This is a genomic window from Terribacillus jepli (genome assembly GCF_047228925.1).
Lineage (GTDB): Bacteria > Bacillota > Bacilli > Bacillales > Amphibacillaceae > Terribacillus.
In genome coordinates, this window is record NZ_JBFEGH010000002.1 from 342,781 (window position 1) to 364,472 (window position 21,692).

Sequence of the window (21,692 nt, forward strand, 5' to 3'; positions counted from 1 at the left end):
CATTACGATTTAATTTCACCTAAAATTTTTTTCGCTTTATGCGCCTGCAAGAAACTTTTCCTTATCACCAAGACAAAAAGCAAACCCAGCTCGCAGTTCCGCTTCATCCAAGTCCCTGCCTATGAAGACAAGTTCATTCTGCCGGATTTCATCTTGCCCCCATCTTCTGTCAGCAGTACTGGCAAACAGCATATGTACACCTTGGAACAATACACGCCTACTTTGTCCATTGACATGAAGGATACCTTTATAACGGAATAAGCTCTCTCCTTTTATCTGAACTAAATAAGAGAACCAAATATTCAACCGCTTTGCATCAATCGGACGCTCATCTTTCAGCACAACAGCTTGTACATCGTCATGATGGTGATGATGATGTTCAAGCATATCTGGACGGACACTCAGTTTTTGATCCAAGGAGAAACTGAATACATCCAATAGCTTGAATAGCGGTACCTTGCTGTCTTGGGCGAAAAATAACTCGGCTTCTGGATTCATTTTTTGTATGCGGGCCTGCAGCTCTAGTAGATTTTCTTCTGAAACAAGATCTTGCTTATTTATAATGATTTTATCGGCAAAGGCAATCTGCTCCCTTGCAACAGCATGCTCATGTAATTGTCGATCCAAATGCAAAGCATCCGTCACAGTGCAAAAACAATCAAGTTTGAACCAGTGGCGCATGACATCATCCATCAGGAATGTTTGGATAACAGGAGCAGGATTGGCCAGTCCTGTCGTCTCGATGATCACCCGCTTCAGTTCCGTACCTTCCTTGTGTACACGTACAAGCATGTCTTTGAGTATCTTGATCAGATCACCGCGTACATTGCAGCAAATACAGCCGTTATTGATTTCGATGATTTCTTCCTTTGTCTGCTCCACAAACTTACCATCAATTCCTGTTTCCCCGAATTCATTGATGATGACTGCGGTATTATTGCTTCGCACATCACGAAGCATCCGATTCAATAATGTTGTCTTCCCAGCACCTAGAAACCCTGTCAGGATCGTCACCGGAATCTTATTCATTCCTTCAGACATATCGTACACCTCGATTTAATTCGTAATCGTTACGATTTAAATCATACACGATGATATACCACTTGTAAAGTCTCTCCCATTAAAATTATCCGGAAGATAAGTTTACAAAGTGTTTGTTAGATTGTTGAAGAGTCTGTAAAATGGGTTTCAATATATCCAGCATCGGGTATAATCTGGTTGAATCACCGAAAAGGAGAGATTGCATATGATCAACAAACTAGACGAGACACCAAAGGTAATTCATTGCAAAGACGACGCTGAATTCAGAGACTGGCTGACAAGATTGAGTGAACCGGAGAACGAAGAAGAGTCGGACGGCTAATCCCCCTCTCCCTCTATCTTCCTCCTTTTTTATTTCCTCCTCACATAAAAAAGCGTGCCTGTGCGGCACGCTTTTCTTCGTTTTTGGACGAGTTTATCAGTTTCTTGATGTTGAGCTGTCTAGCTGTGAAAGACAGGGACTAGAGAATAAGCGATTTCCTCCTCTTTTCGTTTGCTGTCTAGCTCCAAAGACCAGAAACTGCGGCCTAAGCGATGAATCCCTGTGTAAGGGAAATACGCCTTACTCCGGGCTCCCTCACTTATTCCTCCGTTTCTAAACGATTTCTTCCACTTTTCTTAGTACATCTCACTTACAGTCTTAGCCAGCGTGTGAAGTTGCAGGTAGTCTGGTCCTCCGGCTTTGGAGTCGGTGCCGGACATTTTGAAGCCGCCGAATGGGTGGTAGCCGACGATGGCGCCGGTGCAGTTGCGGTTGAAGTACAGGTTGCCGACATGGAATCGTTCTTTGGCGTATTCGATGTGGGCCCTGTTTTTCGTGATGACTGCACCAGTCAGGCCATACTCCGTGTTGTTGGCAACGTCGATTGCTTCCTCGAAGCTGGATACTTTCGAAAAGCCAAGGACTGGCCCGAAGATTTCTTCCTGCATCAAGCGGGAGGTCGGGGACAGCTCGGAAAAAATGGTCGGCTGGATGAAGAACCCTTTGCTGTCATCACTGGATCCGCCGCTTACAAGCTTGCCTTCCTGTTTGCCGACTTCGATATAATCGGTGATTTTATCGAAAGAATCTTGATCGATGACAGGTCCCATATAGACATCTGCACTCTCCGGCGCTGCAGTAATCCGGGATTCCGTGATTTCGATGACGCGCTGCAGGACAGCGTCATACACTTTTTCGTGCACAACAGCTCGGGATCCTGCCGAGCATTTCTGTCCGGCAAAGCCGAAGGCAGAAACTGCGATTGCATCTGCTGCCAGTTCAATATCGGCATCTTCATCCACAACGACTGTATCCTTCCCGCCCATTTCCGCAATCACGCGTTTCAAATGCTGCTGACCTGGCTGTACTTTGGCAGCTTTTTCGAAAATACGTGTACCGACATCGCGCGAGCCGGTGAATGTGATGATGCTTGTTTTCGGATGCTCGACCAGATAGTCGCCCACTTCAGAACCGCTTCCCGGCACAAAGTTGATGACGCCTTTCGGAACACCCGCTTCCTCCAGCACCTCGACAAACTGAGCCGCGATGACAGGTGTGGCACTTGCCGGCTTCAATACAACCGTATTCCCCGTCACTAGTGGAGCAACAGTTGTACCGGCCATGATCGCAAACAAGAAATTCCAAGGCGAAATAACCACAGTGACGCCTGTCGGTGTATAGATATAACGGTTTGCTTCCCCTTCACGCGATTTGACCGCTTTACCCGGAGCAAGCTCGATCATCTGGCGTGCATAATATTCCATGAAATCGATCGCTTCCGCTGTATCGGCATCCGCTTCCTTCCATGGCTTGCCTGCTTCCTTGACAAGCAGTGCCGAGAAATAATGCTTTTTGCGACGGACGATCGCGGCCGCACGCATCAGTATGTGGGCCCGTTCTTCTGGCTTGGTATAGCGCCATGTTTCAAAAGCGGTCGCTGCTGCCTCAATCGCACGTTCAGCATGCTCTTGGGATGCTTTGGATACCTCCCCGACGACTTCCTCTTTATTTGCTGGATTGATAGAGACGATTTTCTCATCGGTCGTCACTTTTTCGCCGTCAATCACAAGCGGGTAGGATTCTCCCATCACCTTTTGTACCTGCTCCAGCGCTTTACTGAAAGCCTGCTGCTCCTTCTCCTGCGTGAAATCGGTGAACGGTTCATGTTTATAAGGTGTCGTCATGATCAATCGCTCCTTTGATTTATTTTTTGGTCATACCTTTGAATGCAAATGCAATATTTGCCGGACGCTCCGCCAGCCTGCGCATGAAGTAACCGTACCAATCATCGCCATAAGGCAAGTAGATCCGGACTTTATAACCTTCTTTGACAAGCTCTTGCTGCAGCTGCTGCCGCATGCCGTACAGCATTTGAAACTCGAATTTGTCTTTTCCGATCCCTTTTTCCAAGGCATAATGCTTCGCAAAGGACACCATCCGATCATCATGCGTTGCGATAGCTGTATAGCTGCCGCTATCGAGCTGCTTTGCAATCAGCTTGCGGTAGTTGGCGTCCACATGCCGTTTTTCCTGAAAAGCAACTGATTTTGGTTCTTTATACGCCCCTTTGACCAATCGAATGAAGGGCTGAAGGTGCTCCATCTTTTCCAAATCATCATTGCTGCGGTACAGATAAGCCTGTATGACGGTACTCACATTTTGATATGCTGCTTTCAGCTCCTGGAACAAATCCAATGTCTTTTGACATCGTTCTGAATCTTCCATGTCAATCGTCACCATCACATCCAGACGATCAGCCGCCGTCAGGATCCGTCGCAAATTCAAACGGACAAGCTCTTCACTGATATCAAGTCCGAGTGATGTCAGTTTCAAGGAAACCTGTGCATCCAATCCCGCTTCCTTGATCAGCTCAAGCGCCGCGACAACCTCACCAGCCCTCTCCACTGCTGTGTGCGGATCAGCCACATATTCACCAAGATGATCGACGGTCACACTCATTCCGTCCGTATTGAGCTCCCTGATGAATGGAATAGCCTGGTCAAAGGATATACCCCCAACGATCTTGCCTTTGACCATCCGTATTCCATATAAGTTAGCCAGCTTGTTCAGTGGCTGATTCTTTGATAAATACAAGAAAAAATTGCGAGATAACGCTTCCATTTGAACACCTCTCAATTCACTTGCACATGTGCTATATAAACATTGTAAAATCGAATTAAAAGGCTTTCAATATGCTGAAAAGACAAACAATTAAGTTGTTTTTGTGTAAAGTACACAAAAAAGATCCTGTGGGAAAAGTTATATTTTGGTATGGATGGTTTACAGCCGGGGTGATTTCAAGAAACTGTTTTGGGTATCATCCTTGATTTTTAAAGAAGAAAAATACAAGTGAAGTAGCTTTGATTTCTCATGACATTTGCTCACATTTATGAAAGTAAGAGAGGCATTACCTTAATTGCCCTTATGATCCGATAATATAATATGTAACATCTCTACAACCTCACTATTTGTTCAGTTATAATTCGAATATTCAAAGCTGAAAACACAAAACCCCGAATGAGGGTCCTTTTTTTAATGTGTCCGTCATTTGGGGTATAGTTCAAAATAGAAGAGGATATATTTTTGTTTTTATTTATATGCTTGAATCAGCGTACTTTAAGCTAATAGTCATCCATGTCATGCTGCTCTTTTGGTAACTTCTCTCATTTACACACACTTTTCTGAATCAATCTTATGATAATTTGACCCAATTCACGCAATATTTAACTTTTCAAAATTATGAAGTGCTTGATAAAGGACTGTTAACTTTGAGTTTCAGCTATAACTATTCGAATTTCCAATGTCCTATAAATCCGTTAAACTAAAAAAGCCAATCCCTTGATTAAGAAGAATCGGCTTTGCAATTCAGTAATAATTCCATGTATCTATAAATTTTATTACCCTTTTATATAGGAATACAGTTCCTGTGTTTCTGTTTCCGCACCGAATGCGCGTGTTGCGCCCCATTCTTTATCTACTTCGGCTCCATTGATTTCGGCGTCCATGTCATGGAAGATTCGATGCACATAACGCAGACTGTTCAAATCGGCGCTGTCTGTAGCGATTCGCATAAATGCTTCGGCGTTCCACATATCATTGACTGCTTCCGATGGGGCGAATCCTTCTGTTCGCAGTCGTTCCACGTCATCTTGCAGTTTTTTCCATTCCTCGGATTCAGCAAGATAGTCGATGTCTACATTATCGATATGTCCCCAGCCGGTCAGATCATTCAAGTAGGCATGCTGGTCACCGATGATCTGCTTTACAAGTTCTTCATTTTGATAAGCGACTTGTTCATCGTAATCTTCATAAGTGAACGTAGAAAGGAAGTCCTTTGTATCACCAGACAATTCTTCCAGTTTAGACGCTCCTTCCCCCTTCTCTACCGGTTCCAATGCTTTTTCTTCCTGCTCATCAACACTCTGTTCACCCTGCGATGATGACTTGTTCTCGTTCTCTTTCCCGCTTGCCGAATTGTTTTCTTCCTGTGAAAAGAAGATGTAAATACCAGTACCGACTATTGCAAGTAAACTAATACATAATAACGTAATAAAAAATGCTTTCACTGCTTTCCGCTCCTCTGCTAGAAGTAATAGAAAAAAGTGCCAGTCTATATTATAGCAATAATTCCCAGCAGATTTTGTCGAATAGCAAAAAAGTAGGACGCTGATCGCGTCTTACTTTCATTCCTCGTCTTCCATCACATGATGATATGCTTCGTTGAACAAGATAAGCTGGCTATCGATCAGCTCTTCTTGATCGCCCCGTTTCACATAATGATAGACGCCGTTTTCATCCTGTTCCCTTGCTTTGCTATTGTCCTGCAGCATGATATCAAGGATGCTGCGGATTCGGCGCTTGATTGGTCCGTTGAATATAGGGAAGAGGATCTCCACTCGCTTCTCCATATTCCTCGTCATCATATCGGCAGATGAAAGGTGGATCTTTTCCTCACCGTTGTGATGGAAATAATAGATTCGTGTATGCTCCAAGTAGCGTCCGACGATGCTGCGCACTTTGATATTCTCACTGATACCTTTGATTCCAGGCCGCAGACAGCAGATACCCCGGATGATCAAATCGATTTTGATGCCGGCGATGGAAGCTTCATATAATTTCTGGATGATCGGCTTATCGGTGATAGAGTTCATTTTCATGATGATACGTCCATTACCATGCTTTTTATGCAGCAGTATTTCTTCATCGATCATGCTGATCATATCCGAACGAATATCAAATGGTGCCACCGACAGATGATGGAAAGTCGGCTTCTCCGTATAGCCGCTCAAATAATTGAAGAAATTCGTCGCATCGATTCCGAATTTCCGCTTGGATGTGAACAGACCCATATCGGTATACAGCTTGGCCGTCTGGTCATTATAGTTGCCTGTCCCAAGATGGACAAAGCGCTCGATCCGATTATGCTTCTTCCGCACCACAAGCGTGATTTTACTATGTGTCTTCAGATGCGTCATCCCGTAAATGACATGGCAGCCCGACTTCTCCAGCTCCTTGGCCCACTGTACATTGTTCTCTTCGTCAAAGCGCGCTTTCAGTTCGAACAAAACGGTGACCTGCTTCCCTTTCTCAGCAGCCCGCTTTAATGCGTCTATGATAGGGGAATCCCCGCTCACACGGTATAGCGTCTGCTTGATGGCCAATACATCGGGATCATCCGCTGCCTTCGAAATGAAATCAACGATTGGCTCGAATGATTCATACGGATGATGCAGGAAAATATCCCGGTCATTGATTGCATCAAACAAATTCTCATCGGTCCCGATTTCAGCAGGCGGCTGGGGGATGAGTGTTTCATAGATAAGATGCTCCCGTTTGGCAGCGACTAACTTGTAAAACTGCATCAGGCTTGTCAGATCGATTGGCCCGTCGATTTCATAGACATCTTTTCGGTGGATATCCAATGTTTCCGTCAGGAAGGTGACCATTTTGTAGTCATACTCCCGCTTCGGGATTTCCAGCCGGATTGCTGCTCCCCATTTACGCTTTTTCAGTTCTTTTTCAATCACTTTCAAAAGGTCACGGGCGCCTTCTTCATGGATGGTCATATCGGCGTTCCGTGTAATCCGGAAGACAGTGACGGACTTGATCTGATAGCCTCGGAATAACTTATAAATATAATGACTGATGATATCTTCCAATAATACGAAGTGAAGGGCATCTTCCTCCGTATCCTCCAGCTGGATGAATCGGTCCAGGACAGCCGGTACTTGCACAATCGCCGTTTTCCGCTGCGTGGCTTCGTCGGTTTCATGCTCGTCCAGCAAAGATACCGCAAGATTCAGACTTTTGTTCAACAGCATCGGGAACGGACGATACGCATCGATTGCCATCGGCGTAAGGACAGGGAATATCTCTTCTTCAAAGTATGTTTCCAGACGGAGCAGCTGCGCACTCGACAGCTGCTCCATCCCCAATAGCTCCACTTTCTCTTCCTTCAATTCCGGAATGATGATATCTTGGAACAAACTGTTCTGCATCTCGACGAGACGATGCGCCTTTGCCCCGATTTTCTGGAGCTGCTGTTTCGGTGTCATGCCCGCTTTGTTTTCCGGACGGTTAAAGCCGGCCTTCACCTGGTCTTTCAAACCTGCAACACGTACCATGAAAAATTCATCCAGATTGGAACTGAAAATCGACAGGAACTTTAGCCTTTCCAACAAAGGGTTGCGCTCATCAAGCGCTTCCTCCAGCACTCGTTCATTAAATGCAAGCCAGCTCAACTCTCGGTTATTGTAATTATTCGGGTTATTCAAATCCACCCGCAGCTGTTCCTCTGTTCTCAATTTCCACGCACCACTTTTCGACAGTATTCTTCATCATTTCTAGTATATCAGCAGCTAAAAAGAGAGATTGTGAAGTTATTGTAAAGTTTTAACTGATATGGGAGTGCGCATCTTCCTGGAAAACAAGCTGGATATTTCGCCGCAGCTGCTTTTCAAGATGCTTTTTCTGTTTCTCGACTTGGTATCTTTCTGCCTGCCAGTCCTTATTGCATGTGACAATCAGCATCAAATCTTCTCCATCCTCCTGCAATTCGATGTCAAGGACGATACTCCGCTTGGTCGCATGCAGGCTGTTTGCAAGCTTGATGATCGCTCCAAGCAAACGATAATGAGCAAGCTCCTCCCCCTTGAACCAAGCTTGGAACACTTCAGCATTCCGATTATAGAACGACTTGTTCTTGAAGGATGCAAGCAGCGCCAGAATGATTCGATCCTTATGCAGCAGCCCGTCGATCGTCCGATTCGCCAGCAAGTAAAACGTATGCTGATTGCCGGATTCCGTATCGATATAAGCTCCGACATTGTAAACAAAAGCCGCATATCTAAGAAGGAATCTATCATGATCGGTCCATTCCGCAAGTCCCGAGGTTTCTACCAACTCTGCCAGCTGCAGGGCCGTACGCTGCCGCTCCAGTGCATGTGTTCGATCAATCTCGAAGTCCTTCGCCAGTTCCTCGAAGCTGCGTTCCAGCACATCTTGGAATAATGTCATCTCATTCCGGCGACGAAGCACTTCATACAGCAAGCCGTCCCGCAATCCTTTGCGGCTGAGGACAAAATCTGTCGTTCCCACGATGTCAAGGAGGCACATGAATACTTGCATCGCCGGAAGGATGATATCGGCCCGATCTTTCGAGAGGCCATCGACCTTTTGCAGTTCGGCAAAGTCCAGCGGAGCAAGTGCTGCTTCCATTTCCTCGATATCTTGTTTTTTCATCTTGTACTGGTGCAGTCCAGCTAACGGATAGCCAACTTCTTCCTGATGTATTTGGACGACATTCCGTGCGCTACCGCCAATGGCGATGATCGGCAGCTGTTTGTTCGGCAGCCAATCCAACGTCCGCAGCTGCTCACATACATACGTATGAATCTGTTCCAGTTCCTCTGCTGTCGGCTTATCACCGGCGACAAACTGCCGCTTGAGCGACAGAGCCCCAAATGGGAAACTGTGATAGAACTGCAGCTTGCGGTCTTTGAAATATGTGAGTTCCGTACTGCCGCCGCCGATATCGATCGTGATCCCATCCTCGAACGGCATGCTGTTCGTCACGGCCAAATAACCAAGATACGCCTCTTCATAGTCCGATAGAATCCGGATGGTGAAATCCGTCTCATTTTCGACCTGCTCCAAGATTTCCTGCTTATTCTTCGCATGCCGAACCGTTGCCGTTGCCACACAAGTCGTCGACTCCAGCTCATAATAGCGCGTCACTTCCTGGAAACTATGCAATGTCTTGATCAAGGTCTGGATGCCTTGCTCATCCAGGATTCCTTCTGCAGTCAAATAATTGCGCAGACGCGCGACGACCTTTACATTCTCTTTTTCTTTGATTCTGCCGCTCTTGTCACGCAAGTACACGACAAGGCGCATTGTATTGGATCCAATATCAATAATGGCATAGTACTTTGTTGTCATAACTATTCCCCTCACGTCGAAAGCCTTTCTCTCCATATTACCCAAAGAGCAGCCAACGTAACATGTTCTCTAAAAGAAAAGCCGCACAAATGTGCGACTATACAGTATCATCCTACTGCTTGGATTTCCTCATCTTCTTCAGCCGGCGCATCAGGTTGAGGCGATGGTTCAGGTTCCGGCTCCGGTTCTACGTCCTTTTCCGGCTCATCAGCTGGCGGCTTTGGAGTTGGTTTCGGTTTTGTCGCAGGTTTCTCTGCAGGTTGGTCCTGTCCTTTGGAAGGAGCAGTCTCCGTATCTTCCGATTTGCCCTTATTCGACTCCTTGGAAGAACCGCTATTGCTGCCTGACGATCCACCACGATAGCTGCTGGAACTACTCGAGTTACCATAGCTGCTGGAGCTTGAGCCGCTATAACTGGAAGAGCTGCTCGATGATCCGCTCACTGGAGCGCTATAGCTTGCGCTAGGTGCTTGAGAGGTGGAATCAGAGCCATCGACAACGTCCATATCATCTTCCGTGATGACTGGTTCTTCAGTCGTCAGTACCTCGTCATCTTCCTCTGCCTCAAGCTCCAATTCGGCAGCTTCGTCTTCCTCAGCTGTGATCATTTCTTTCTGGAGGGCAAATTCTCCTTCGATATGTTCAACTTTCACTTCTTTCGGCTCTTCTGTCAGTTTCGACTTGGCAGCAAAGGATTGCTCTTTCTGCTCATTCGCCTTCAAGGAACTGCTCGTTACGGACTTGTTCTGTACATAGAAGAAGGCAGAAACCGCGATACCAAGGAAAATGATGAATGTTCCAATCAGCAGTGTCTCCTTTTTCACGCGAAAGCCTCCTCTTCATACAGCTCGATCGGCAAGCCATCCGGATCCTGGAAGAATGTGAATGCTCTTTCCGTAAAAGGATCGATCCGGACAGGCTCGGTCTTCACACCCATTGACCGAAGGCGACCTACTTCTTTTTCGACATCATCCACGGAGAAAGCAAGGTGCCGCAGACCTGCAGCTTCCGGATAACTCGGCCGCTCCGGGGGATTCGGAAAGGAAAATAATTCGATGACGTATGTATCTCCAAGGGCAAGATCCAATTTATAGGAGTTTCGCTCCTCCCGGTACACTTCCCGTATGATCCGCAATCCTAATATCTCTGTATAAAATCGTTTGGATTCTGTATAATCCGAACAAATGATTGCAATATGATGCACAGCTTGCAGCAAAATGCCGCCTCCTTCCGCCACTTCCATTTCCTTCATTCTACTACAAAATTTTCCCTCATTCAGCATAAATCCGCAAATATCATTGCTTCTTTACAAAAATATCAGAGAAATCAAGACCAGCAGCAAGTTCCTTTGCCTGCTTGCGGTTTTTCACGCCAAGCTTTTCATAGATTCGGTGGAAATATACTTTAACGGTGCCGAGTGATAAATCCAGCTCCTGGGCTATCTCATTATTGCGTTTGCCAAGCTGCAGGTGATACACAAGCTGCAATTCCCGGCTTGTCAGCCTGTTTTGCAGCTTCTGATCATCTGTTTCTTCTGACCAATAGGACAGGATCTGTTCGATATACTTCCGTTGTTTCTTCGACACAGCATCCGCAGACAGCAGTTCATGCAGCAAATCGCGAACACTCTCGCCGCCACTCCAATAGATGCGCAAATATTTATGTTCGGTGCTGAGGCGTATAGCATCCTTCAAGGAAACAATGGCTTGCTGCTTGTCAGTCGGATATAGCAGTGTCGCTTGGATGATATACAGTTCGATCTCTGCATTTATCCGGTTGCCGAATTTGACAAGCGGCATCAGCTTTTTGATATATTTCTGTGTTGTTTCGACTTCACCAATTGCTGAATAGGCCCATATAAGCGTGATATATTCAAACAAGGTTTTTTGTTCAATCGGCGGCTCCTGCATGAGAAATAGAGACAGCCAATTATGAATCCGCTTCGTATCACCTTGATAAATGGCAATACGAATCCTGGCTGCTTCTGCTTTTTTGAACCAATCTGCTGAAGCATTGCTCCTTGTCAGCATATCTTTCAGTCCATGCAGTGTTGCTTTGGCCGATTGCGCATCACCCTGCTGCTCCAATTCATGACGTGCTTTCAATATGTATGCCGGTACGAGCAAACCTGGCAATCCGAACAGATCAGCAACTCCCAGCGCCTTGTCCAGATGACTTCTCGCTTTGGCTGCCATTCCCCATTCGTATGCAAGTTCTGCCAGACTCAGATGGTAATAACCACTGAACACGGAATCGCTCGTGACCGTGTGCGAAAGACTTTCATAGACCCGCTGAACGGAGCGTAAATCACCTCCCCCTCCAAGCGGGGAATGGAGGATGGTGGCGTCATGCCGGTTATAGTCGAAAGAATGGGAAAAGTATCTGCTGAAATCTTTACTGTATATTAGTACCTTGCTGGCATAATCCATCGTACTTTTCACATCATCCTCCAACAGGGAAATGAAACTTTTCAATGTATATAAATCGGCAAAATGTCGTTTCTCTTCCTCTTCACTGAACTGCAATTCCCGACGCAGCAGCTGTTCCTCTATCATATGGGCATGCCGCTGGGCCAGTTCCGGCTGGTAACGTAGACATTCCACCCAACCATAAATGATCCCCAGTTCCATCTGATATATATATTTGCGCGGCAACCTATTGATCCATTCCTGCAGCTGATCGATACGTCCTTCTTGGAGAAGACTTGGAGCTGCTTTGATCAAGAGCTGATTGACACGTGGGTAATCACCCGCCTTCCAGGCATAGCGGATAGCTGTGAGCAGCATCTGCTCGTTTTCGTGCCAGACGCTCGCCCGATTATAAAGTTCATTGACATCTATGTTCTGCATATCGAGCATTTCTTTCAAATATGTCCGAAGATGCTTGTTATAAGTAAACCAGCCTGGCTCCTCCTGATGTTCGATCAGCAATCCTTGCTCCCTTAACCTTCTCATCACCACCCGGCCGCGCCTTGTGCCTGCAATATAATCGCATAAGCGCACATGCATCTCATTCAAAATGGAAGTGGAAAGCAAATAGTTCCGCTCGTTTTCATGCAGACTATAAACAATCTCCTGTATCAGCTGCCTTGCGACCAAGACATTCGAAAACTGCAGTTCGGAATAATCCTCTTGGAACTGCTCATACATGTGAATAAGCTGAAGCCCGGCAGCCCATCCTTGGGTCTGCTGCATAATATTTTGGATTGCTGTCTCCGTTGGCTCCTTATGTAAATGATTCCTGATATACGACTCGATCTCTTCTTCTGTAAAAATAAGATCACGCTTCGTTATTTGCAGTACTTGATGCTGCCGCAATAGCCGTTTAAAAGACAGACCAGGAAAGATATGTCCAGATACGATGATGTGGAATGTGTTCGGCATCTCTTCCAATAATGTTGTCATTTCATATAATTCATTGGAATTTATCATCAAATGAAAATCATCGATGACCAATGCACCCGTCACTTGATGTTCGCGTAAGCTAGCACACCATGTAGCGATGAAATGAGTCGGCGAATAAGAAGCGGACTGGATGATATCCAATAAGTGCTTCCGATCCTGTTCCGGCAAACCGGGCATATGCAGAATTATCTTCTTCCAGAAAGCGACACGCTGGATATCTTCTTCTTCCAAACTGACCCATCCCACATCCAAATGTGTCTGCGCTGCCCATTCCTGGAGCATTGTCGTCTTGCCGTAGCCAGAAGGAGCCGTCACCGTCGTCAGTTTACATGTCTCGATCTTTGTCCAGACGCTGCCCTGCTTGATCCGTTTTATCCTCATTTGACCGACAGTCACAGCCGATATTGCCGTTTCAGTCAGACTATCTTGTTCCCGCATCACCATCAACCTTTTCCACCTTTATTGCTTCAATTATAACAAAACTTGTAGAAATTTGTGGTGAAATCTAGCACTTTTGTAACTCCATTGACAAATTTTAATAGTATAAAGGGTTCAGTACAGACACAAAAAAAGCACCCGCTGCACGGCAGCAAGATGCTTGATCCTTTAAAGTTCCTGACCATTTGTTTCAATTACACGCTGGTACCACGCAAAACTCTTCTTCTTCTTTCTTTCCAGTGTGCCGTTTCCTTCATTGTCCCGATCTACATAAATGAAGCCATAACGCTTCTTCAGTTCCGCAGTCGAGGCACTGACTAGGTCAATCGGTCCCCATGTCGTATACCCGATCAAGTCGACTCCATCGGCTACGGCTTCCCGCATCTGCTCGATGTGTGCACGCAGGTAATCGATTCGATAATCATCCTGGATGCTGCCATCTTCTTCGACCTTGTCCACAGCGCCCAAGCCGTTTTCCACGATGAACAACGGTTTCTGGTAGCGATCATAAAGCATATTCAGCGTTGTACGCAATCCCTTCGGATCGATCTGCCAGCCCCATTCGGAAGACTTCAGATATGGATTCCTTACACCAGTCATCAAGTTCCCCTTTGTTGCTTCTTCCAGTTTTTCTTCATCGGTTGTCGCGATGAAGCTCATGTAATAGCTGAAACCGATATAATCGACCGTATGCTCTCGCATCAATTCTTCGTCCCCATCGGCAATCTCGAATTCGATATCATTTTCCGTGAAGTACCGTTTCAAATAAGTTGGATAGTAACCGCGTACTTGCACATCCGAGAATTGCAGTGTTTTACGGTCTTGCTGCAGCGCTGCGAAGACATCATCCGGATTCGGCGTCAGCGGATACGTCGTCATGGACGCGATCATACAGCCGATCTGCGCATCTGGATTGATTTCATGAGATGCTTTCACCGCCAGTGCACTGGCAACGAATTGATGATGAGCAGCTTGATACATGATATTCAGCTTATTTTCGCCTTCTTCAAACTCTAGCCCGCCACCTGTGAATGGGGCATGCAGCACGACATTGATCTCGTTGAATGTCATCCAGTATTTCACTTTGCCGTTATAGCGTTCAAGAACAGTTCTGGCGAATTTCTCGTAATAACCAATTACTTCACGGCTGCGCCAGCCTCCGTATTTTTTCACCAAGTTGAGCGGCATTTCATAGTGGGAAATCGTCACGACCGGTTCCATGCCGTGTTTTAGCATTTCATCGAATAAGTCGTCATAGAACTTCAAACCTGCTTCATTCGGTTCGGCATCATCACCATTCGGGAATATACGCGTCCATGCGATGCTTGTCCGGAAGCATTTGAAGCCAAGCTCCCCGAACAGGGCCAGATCCTCTTTGTAGCGATGATAAAAATCGATTCCATCATGATAAAGATTCAGTTTGGCTGGATCCTCTGACGGCGGATACATGATGCCGTCCGGTGACACATCAGCTGTGGACAGTCCTTTGCCATCCTCCTGATAAGCTCCTTCCAGCTGGTTCGCCGCAACGGCACCGCCCCATAGGAATCCTTTTGGAAATTCTTTTTTTACTTCTGCCATGTCCCTGTTCCTCCTGTCTTTTCATGTTCCGTCAAATAATGATAAAGTGCTCCGTATAGATTGGCATCGCTTCGATAATGGCAGCAGACGATTGCCGGCGCTGCCGCATGAAACGGATTTACTTGCTTGATCTTGGCCACTGCCTGCTGGATTCGTTCCACTACGATCGGCTGGGCACTGATACCGCCGCCGATGGCAAATACTTCTGGATCAAGGATATACTGCAGATTCAAAATCTGTGCGGCAATATCGAAACAAAAAGCATCAAAAACTGCGTTGGCTGCTTCATCACCGGCATTGATAAAATCAAACGCCTTTTTCCCATCCGACAAATCGGCAACTTCTTTTTCTTTATTGATTTTTTTGATCATCTCGACTGCAGAACCAGTCGACCCGAAATAGGTAGCTTTCTTTGATTGTGTATCGACCGCTGGCATGATATAACTCATTTCACCCGCCAGCAGATTCTGTCCATGTCGCAGCTTCCCATCCATGATAATACCGCCGCCAACTCCACTGCCAAGTACCAGGACAATGGCATCGCGCTTGTCTTTCAGACTGCCAAGCCACAGCTCCGCAAGCGCTGCGCAGCGAGCATCGTTTTCAACCGCAATCGTTACATCATAGCGTGCTTTCAGCTTTTCTTTCAAATTCACGCCATGCTGGAACGGAAAAGATCCACCATGATAGATGACGCCAGTTTCTATGTCGACAGCACCAGGCGTGCTGACAGCAATGCCTCGTACTTCCTCGCTGAACAAGTCGTCTATGCTGGCAAACAATATGTCATCGAAAACAGCGATATTTTCGCGGGAAGCCGGTCGACTATCCTGCTTGATGATTTTGCCGCTCCTGTCCATCAATGCGGTCTTGACCAAAGTTCCACCGATATCGACTACCAGATACATAGCCTGCACCCCCTCCAGTTGTCCTATTACAAAACACCTGCATACTTATGGTATAATGACAACGATTACATTTCTGGTATTGATTTCGTTTTTTTGGTAGTTACTTTTCATTTTTTTGTAATGGAGGTTCCTTATGCCGAACGAATGGTCCACCGTCGCCCGTCTGCTTCGTCAGACATTCCCCATCCCTGTCTCTTATCAGACAGAAACTGCGCTCTCAAACATTCCATATATAACGGAAGGAGCGGCAGGCTATACCTTTCTGATTCCATACGAAGATGACGATACCGGCAAATCCGGTGTTTTGAAGCTAGGTCCCGCTCCTGTCACGGAGACAACGAAGGACAAGCTGATCGATATCGGCTCTGTTGCATATTACATGCTGTATCAGCGGGAGCTGGATGTAGCTTCGATGGACATGCCCTCCTTCGAGCAGCCACTGATACAAGCAGCCGAAAACAGACAGAATATCATGTTTCATCATCATCCTTATTTAGAGGAAAAACTTTTCGATTGTATCCGTGCCGGCAAACCCGATCTTGTCAAAGAACAGATGCAGAGCTTTCCGGATGAATTGAGTGGGACACTGGCGAAAAAAGATGCATTACGCAGCCGCAAAAACCTGGGCATCACAGCCATTACATTAGCCACCCGCGCCGCCATTGATGCCGGGCTCGCACCAGAGCTTGCCTTTACGATGAGTGATGTATATATCCAGCAAATCGAAGAAAAGACGCAAACCGCAGCACTTGTTCGTCTTCAAACAGAAGCATTGTGCAACTTCGCTGAAAAAGTAAGCGATATCAAGGCAAGCACTTATTCCCGCAAAATCGCCCATTGCATGCATTTTATTTATCAGCATCTATACGAAGACATGACACTAAAGCACCTGGCGGATATGCTGAAAATGAATCCATCTTACCTTTCCACCCGTTTCAAACAGGAAGTCGGCATGCCGATCCGAACCTATATCCAGCAGCTGCGCATCGAGGAAGCCAAGCTCTTACTGCGGCTGACAGATCAATCACTATTGCATATCGGTACATTGCTTCATTTCCATGATCAAAGCTACTTCACAAAAGTGTTCAAAAAACACACCGGACTCACACCCCGCCAGTACCGGGAAAAAGCATAAAAAAACCGACAGCAGATGCTGTCGGCTTCGGACAAATTATTTAGCTGTTTGATTCGATCTCTTCGCACGGATGACAGAAGGTCGTCCGATGCTGTAATAATCGATATTCGCTGTTTCTACATAGCTGAGTGGGTAGCAGTTGCGGCCATCGATGACGATTGGCTGTTTCATTTGTTTTTCAAAGACAGTCAATGGCAGGTCTTTGAACTCATCCCACTCTGTCACGATGATCGCGACATCTGCATCTTGTAATGCTTCCTCGGTATTCGCAGCATAATGAACAGTCTCCGGAAGCAGACGCTTCGCATTTTCGATGGCGATTGGATCGTATGCGGAGATGTTCGCACCAAGTTCCGTCAATTTCTGTGCAAGGACGATGCTGGCTGATTCGCGCATATCATCGGTGTTCGGCTTGAACGCAAGACCAAGCATCGCAACCTTCTTGCCTTCCAGTCCGCCGCGAACGACCATCTGCGCGATATCAACCGGAATTTGCTGCTGCTTGTTATTCACATTGATGACGGATTCCAGCAAGTCGAATGTATGATTCACGTCGCCGGCAATCTGAACGAGCGCTTTTGTATCTTTCGGGAAGCAAGAGCCGCCATAGCCGATTCCGGCATTCAGGAATTTGTCGCCGATCCGTTTGTCCATTCCCATTCCTTTGGCAACATCCTCAATATTGGCACCAAGCTTGCCGCAAATTGTACCAATTTCGTTGATGAAGCTGATTTTCGCTGCCAAGAAGGCATTGGATGCATATTTGATCATTTCGGCACTCTCGATATCCGTACGGAATACCGGTACACCAAATGGCTTATTGATCGCTTCGATTAAATCTGCCGCAGCTTCGGCTTCCGCTCCGATCACGATACGGTCACCATGATATGTATCGTAAACAGCCGAGCCTTCCCGCAGGAATTCAGGATTGGAAACAACCTCGATCTGCACATCCCGATCAAGCGCTTCGGTAATCCAATGCTTCACGAGCTTGTTCGTACCCACCGGCACTGTACTCTTTGTAACGACAACGGCCCCTTTGTCAGACACATTGGCAGCGATATCCTTCGCCACTTGCTGCACAAAGTCCAAATTGGCAGAACCGTCCGCTCTTTCCGGTGTCCCCACTGCAATATAGATGGCATCTGCATCTTTGAATGCTATGCTGTGTTCAGTTGTGAAATGAAGATTGCCCTTTTCGATATTTTTGGTCATCAATTCTGCTAGACCCGGTTCATAAATTGGAGACAAGCCTTGATTCATCTTGGCAACTTTCGTCTCATCGATATCCACGCATGTCACATCATGCCCGATGTCAGATAGTGCCACTCCTGTCACTAAGCCTACATATCCTGTACCAACAATTGCAATTTTCTTCATTTTTACTATCCCTTCTTGTTTCGAAGTGCATATACACTTCTACTAAGCTATATATCAAGCAAAATAATGATATGATAATGTTAATAGTTTACTATAAATTATCCAATTTGAGGTTATTATTTACGTATTTTTTTCATGAATTTTACAATTTTCATCTATTTGTAAAGGGTGCATGAATATGCACCCTCTGTCATCTCTTCACTTATTTCTACATTCCAAAATGAAAGGCTGTTCCTTTAGCTTCTTTTTCACTTCACGTCCCCAATTCTTGACGGCGTCTTCTGTCGTATTTTCGATATGGGCAATCTCTTTGATCGTCAATTCATGTTTTATTCTCCAGTACACCCATTTATATTGCTTATCTGTCAGGATATGCTTGATTTTATCCCAAAATTCCTGTTTCTCCATCAGATCTTCTTCTTCCTGGATAACGGCGAGGGTGTGGGCTTCATTGATGATGAGGTCAACTTTTTCTTGTTCGCGGATGATTTTTCTGAGGTGGTCGATCAAGCGGAAGCGGATCATTCTGCTGACATAGGCATTAAAATCGCCCTTGGTTTCGTCATATCCATTGCAGGCGAGGAACAATGCCATAATGCCTTCCTGGAGAAACTCGTCATGCGGGTCCCGAATCCGCATTCGATGGATATGGTAATGAATCATGTTCTTATACTGATCAAGAATCAACTGGAAATCGGTATTTCGAATATCTTTCAATCTTATCCACTCCTCTTGGTTTTTAGGCAGAACAGCTTACGAACATCGACCCTCCTTGTCAAATTTTAGGACTTTTTGTTCACCCCACGCCATTCTGTCTTATAATCGTAAGTTTTGCAAGAAAAGGGTGTATTTACCATAATCGACATCTTGAAGTCAAAAGTCCCCTTTTTTACAGAAGCTTAACTGCAAAATCTGTCGCAAATACAGGAAACACAAAGAAAACACGCTTTTTCCATTAAGAAATGCGCGTTTTCGAGGATGCATTAATATTTTGTAAAATAAAAAGATGGACTACCCTTCCCCTCTTCTGAATAGGCTGTACAAGCCAGTGAAAAGGAGGCCAAGCATGGGAAATATCCTGCACTATATTTTATTGGGAGTCAGTTTATCCGCTCCAGTCGGACCAGTGAATGCTGCCCAAATGGAAAAAGGCATCCGCGGTGGATTCCTGCAAAGTTTATCCGTCGGGTTTGGTGCCATGCTGGCGGATATCCTATATATGTTGCTTGTGTATCTTGGGTTTTATCATGTCATCATGATTCCGATCGTCCAGTCTTTCCTATATTTTTTCGGCAGCTTTGTCTTCCTTTACCTTGGGATGGAAAGCGTGCTGAAGACGCGGACATTGACACGTGCCAGCATGACGACGGTAGCTCCGCTGCAAGGACTTCGCTACGGATTCTTCCTGGCGCTCGTCAATCCGATCAGCATCATGTTCTGGGTCGGTGTCTATGGGTCCGTACTTGCCAAAATAGTCGAACAAGGCGAGGCTGAACATTTGTTGCTTTATACGACGAGCATCTTTGTCGGTGTCTTTTTATGGGATAACATCATTGCCCTTTTATCGAGCAGTCTGCGCCGTTTCCTGAATGACCGACTATTGCGTGCCATTACACTTGTTTCCGGGTTATCATTGCTCGGCTTTGGTATTTATTTCGGTTATTTAGGCGTGCTGCGTATTTTCTGATTTCTTGCGCTTCACCCAAATCCCGATCAGCAGGATGAGGACGGCAAAGCCGCCACTTACATAAAGACCAGGACGCACTTCTGCTTCGACGGCGGTTCCGCTTATACCCGCGAGCAGCAAAATACCTCCGATAATTGTGACTAGTTTATTACCTAGCTTGAACTTTTCATTTTTCCAAGCAGAAGCCAAAATGAACAGCCAATTATACAATAGCAGCAGACCTGCGGCTGTCGTAATGTATTCATATATTTTCCCGGGCAATAAAAGTGCCGTAATGATACTGGCAAGAAGTCCGACAGCTGCCAGCAGCAGACTTGCCAAAGGTAGATCCTTGAATTTCAGCTTCTTGGCAAAAAACTGCGGTGCATCTTTATCCTTTGCCAACGTAACGAGCAAATTGGTTACCGCAAATAGCGCTGCACATAAAGTGGAGAAGCCGGCGATGATGACAGCAGCATTGAACACATGCGGGAAGAAATCAAGCGGCGTCTGCTTCAGTGCTGTAACAAATGGACTTTCATTCATTTTGAAATCATGTGTTTTTACTAAACTGATCGCCAACAGCAAAGAAACGACATAAAAAATGGCAAGGCCGATCAGCATGATTGTCCCCGCCTTGGCAGCGTCTTCTTTTTTCTTCAGCTGCATCGACATCAACCCGATGACCTCAATGCCCCCAAAAGCATAAAAGGCATAAATAAGGGAAGCCCATAAGCCTTTCCAGCCATCATGCAGAAATGATTCCTCAAAGGGCTTGTAAGTCGATTCAGTCGAAATGACATTAAATAAGACAAGCGCAGCCAACACAATGAACATCGTAATCGCAGCTGTCTTGACGACCGCAAATACATTCTCCATTTTATTGAACCCTTTCGCCCCCGTCAGGACCACGATAATCGCCAGTACTGCATAGATGGCTGCAAACACCCACAACGGCACCTTTTCGAACCAAAACTGGCTCAACAGGGAAATCGCCGTCAACTGACTGCCCATGATCAATATATTGGAACACCAATATGTCCATCCGCAGCTTAAAGAAGCCCAGCCGCCGAATGCTTTGCCTGCGTAATAGCAGAACGACCCTTCCTGCGGATCACTCGCTGTCATCTTCGCCAGTGATAGGAAAACAATCAGTGTGCCAATGGCAGCAGCAACGAAAGAAATGATGATGGATCCCCCGGTGAGATGGATACCGATTACCGAACCGAGGAAATATCCCGTCCCGATTGTACAGCCGATCCCGATAAGCGATAGCTGCCACCATTTCATATTACCCGTATTGGATGTCTTGCCTTGCCCTTTATTACCTGGATGCTTTTTCAACCCGTTCCCTCCTCGTCATGTTAGTATGAGGAGGAACGTTGGAATTATGTAAGGCAAGCATGGTATGATGATACTATTGACTACGCAAAAGGAGCTTCATCATGCCATCCAAAGGAAAAAAGACTTTCTTCTATACCATGCTGGTCCTGCTTGCAGTAATGATGATCGGTACGATTTATATCGTATTTAACGGATATAGAGATATGCTTGGGTTTTAAAAAGCTGTTCCGTACAAAGGAACGGCTCTTTTTTCGGTCATAATTCCCTTTATTTAACACAAATCCATCCAAATACAGCACTTTTGTAAAGGTTTTGTAAATCCTTTCATTTTGACCTTTACATACCTTTAACAATTAGACATAATAGTCGTGTT

Annotated in this window: 16 protein-coding genes; 2 read left to right on the plus strand and 14 right to left on the minus strand. The window is 45.9% G+C overall.

The annotated features are described in order from the left end of the window. Window positions 1–36: 36 nt before the first annotated feature. The 11 genes from AB1K91_RS04050 to AB1K91_RS04100 all read right to left on the minus strand — a co-directional run bounded on the left by AB1K91_RS04050 (window position 37) and on the right by AB1K91_RS04100 (window position 15,794). Window positions 37–1,041, minus strand: a complete 1,005-nt coding sequence (locus AB1K91_RS04050; protein ID WP_413088330.1) for a CobW family GTP-binding protein — start codon at window positions 1,039–1,041, stop codon at window positions 37–39. Between the two features lie 618 nt (window positions 1,042–1,659). Continuing rightward, entirely contained in the window at window positions 1,660–3,207 is a 1,548-nt protein-coding gene (gene pruA / locus AB1K91_RS04055) for an L-glutamate gamma-semialdehyde dehydrogenase (protein WP_413088332.1), read from the minus strand. A 19-nt stretch (window positions 3,208–3,226) separates the two neighbouring features. Continuing rightward, window positions 3,227–4,144 (minus strand): proline dehydrogenase family protein, encoded by a 918-nt coding sequence (locus AB1K91_RS04060; RefSeq protein WP_413088333.1) that lies wholly within the window; start codon window positions 4,142–4,144, stop codon window positions 3,227–3,229. Window positions 4,145–4,920: 776 nt separating this feature from the next. Then, a complete protein-coding gene (locus tag AB1K91_RS04065; protein WP_413088335.1) occupies window positions 4,921–5,589 on the minus strand; it encodes a hypothetical protein in 669 nt (222 codons plus the stop codon). A gap of 117 nt (window positions 5,590–5,706) precedes the next feature. Beyond that, complete coding sequence (locus tag AB1K91_RS04070) at window positions 5,707–7,827, minus strand: RNA degradosome polyphosphate kinase (protein WP_413088337.1); 2,121 nt, start codon at window positions 7,825–7,827, stop codon at window positions 5,707–5,709. Window positions 7,828–7,915: 88 nt separating this feature from the next. Continuing rightward, the gene (gene ppx / locus AB1K91_RS04075) at window positions 7,916–9,463 is read right to left on the minus strand and encodes an exopolyphosphatase (RefSeq protein WP_413088339.1); all 1,548 of its coding nucleotides are present in this window, start codon (window positions 9,461–9,463) and stop codon (window positions 7,916–7,918) included. A 107-nt stretch (window positions 9,464–9,570) separates the two neighbouring features. After that, complete coding sequence (locus AB1K91_RS04080; protein ID WP_413088341.1) at window positions 9,571–10,287, minus strand: hypothetical protein; 717 nt, start codon at window positions 10,285–10,287, stop codon at window positions 9,571–9,573. After that, entirely contained in the window at window positions 10,284–10,679 is a 396-nt protein-coding gene (gene gloA2 / locus AB1K91_RS04085; RefSeq protein WP_489686329.1) for an SMU1112c/YaeR family gloxylase I-like metalloprotein, read from the minus strand. Before gloA2 ends, AB1K91_RS04080 begins: the two co-directional genes overlap by 4 nt. 79 nt (window positions 10,680–10,758) lie before the next feature. After that, window positions 10,759–13,311, minus strand: a complete 2,553-nt coding sequence (locus AB1K91_RS04090; RefSeq protein ID WP_413088384.1) for a winged helix-turn-helix domain-containing protein — start codon at window positions 13,309–13,311, stop codon at window positions 10,759–10,761. 162 nt (window positions 13,312–13,473) lie between these two features. Beyond that, a complete protein-coding gene (gene bglH, locus AB1K91_RS04095; protein ID WP_413088344.1) occupies window positions 13,474–14,886 on the minus strand; it encodes an aryl-phospho-beta-d-glucosidase in 1,413 nt (470 codons plus the stop codon). Next, window positions 14,874–15,794: an ROK family protein gene (locus AB1K91_RS04100; protein ID WP_413088346.1), complete on the minus strand. Its 921-nt coding sequence runs from the start codon at window positions 15,792–15,794 to the stop codon at window positions 14,874–14,876. The genes bglH and AB1K91_RS04100 overlap by 13 nt, the downstream gene beginning before the upstream one ends. A 133-nt stretch (window positions 15,795–15,927) precedes the next feature. On the opposite strand from AB1K91_RS04100, the gene AB1K91_RS04105 reads away from it, so the two are divergent. Next, window positions 15,928–16,929: a helix-turn-helix domain-containing protein gene (locus AB1K91_RS04105; RefSeq protein ID WP_413088348.1), complete on the plus strand. Its 1,002-nt coding sequence runs from the start codon at window positions 15,928–15,930 to the stop codon at window positions 16,927–16,929. Window positions 16,930–16,965: 36 nt separating this feature from the next. Here the strand turns inward: AB1K91_RS04105 and AB1K91_RS04110 are convergent, their stop codons facing one another. Together AB1K91_RS04110 and AB1K91_RS04115 are read right to left on the minus strand one after the other, a co-directional pair. Then, window positions 16,966–18,309: a UDP-glucose dehydrogenase family protein gene (locus AB1K91_RS04110; protein ID WP_413088350.1), complete on the minus strand. Its 1,344-nt coding sequence runs from the start codon at window positions 18,307–18,309 to the stop codon at window positions 16,966–16,968. Between the two features lie 198 nt (window positions 18,310–18,507). Then, entirely contained in the window at window positions 18,508–19,026 is a 519-nt protein-coding gene (locus AB1K91_RS04115; RefSeq protein WP_413088352.1) for an RNA polymerase sigma factor, read from the minus strand. A 349-nt stretch (window positions 19,027–19,375) separates the two neighbouring features. Between AB1K91_RS04115 and AB1K91_RS04120 the strand changes: the two genes are divergently transcribed. Beyond that, window positions 19,376–19,996: a LysE family translocator gene (locus tag AB1K91_RS04120; protein ID WP_413088354.1), complete on the plus strand. Its 621-nt coding sequence runs from the start codon at window positions 19,376–19,378 to the stop codon at window positions 19,994–19,996. On the opposite strand, the gene AB1K91_RS04125 is transcribed toward AB1K91_RS04120, so the two are convergent. Then, on the minus strand, window positions 19,973–21,265 hold the full coding sequence (locus AB1K91_RS04125) for an amino acid permease (RefSeq protein ID WP_413088386.1): 1,293 nt from the start codon (window positions 21,263–21,265) through the stop codon (window positions 19,973–19,975). The genes AB1K91_RS04120 and AB1K91_RS04125 overlap by 24 nt on opposite strands. Window positions 21,266–21,692 lie beyond the last annotated feature (427 nt).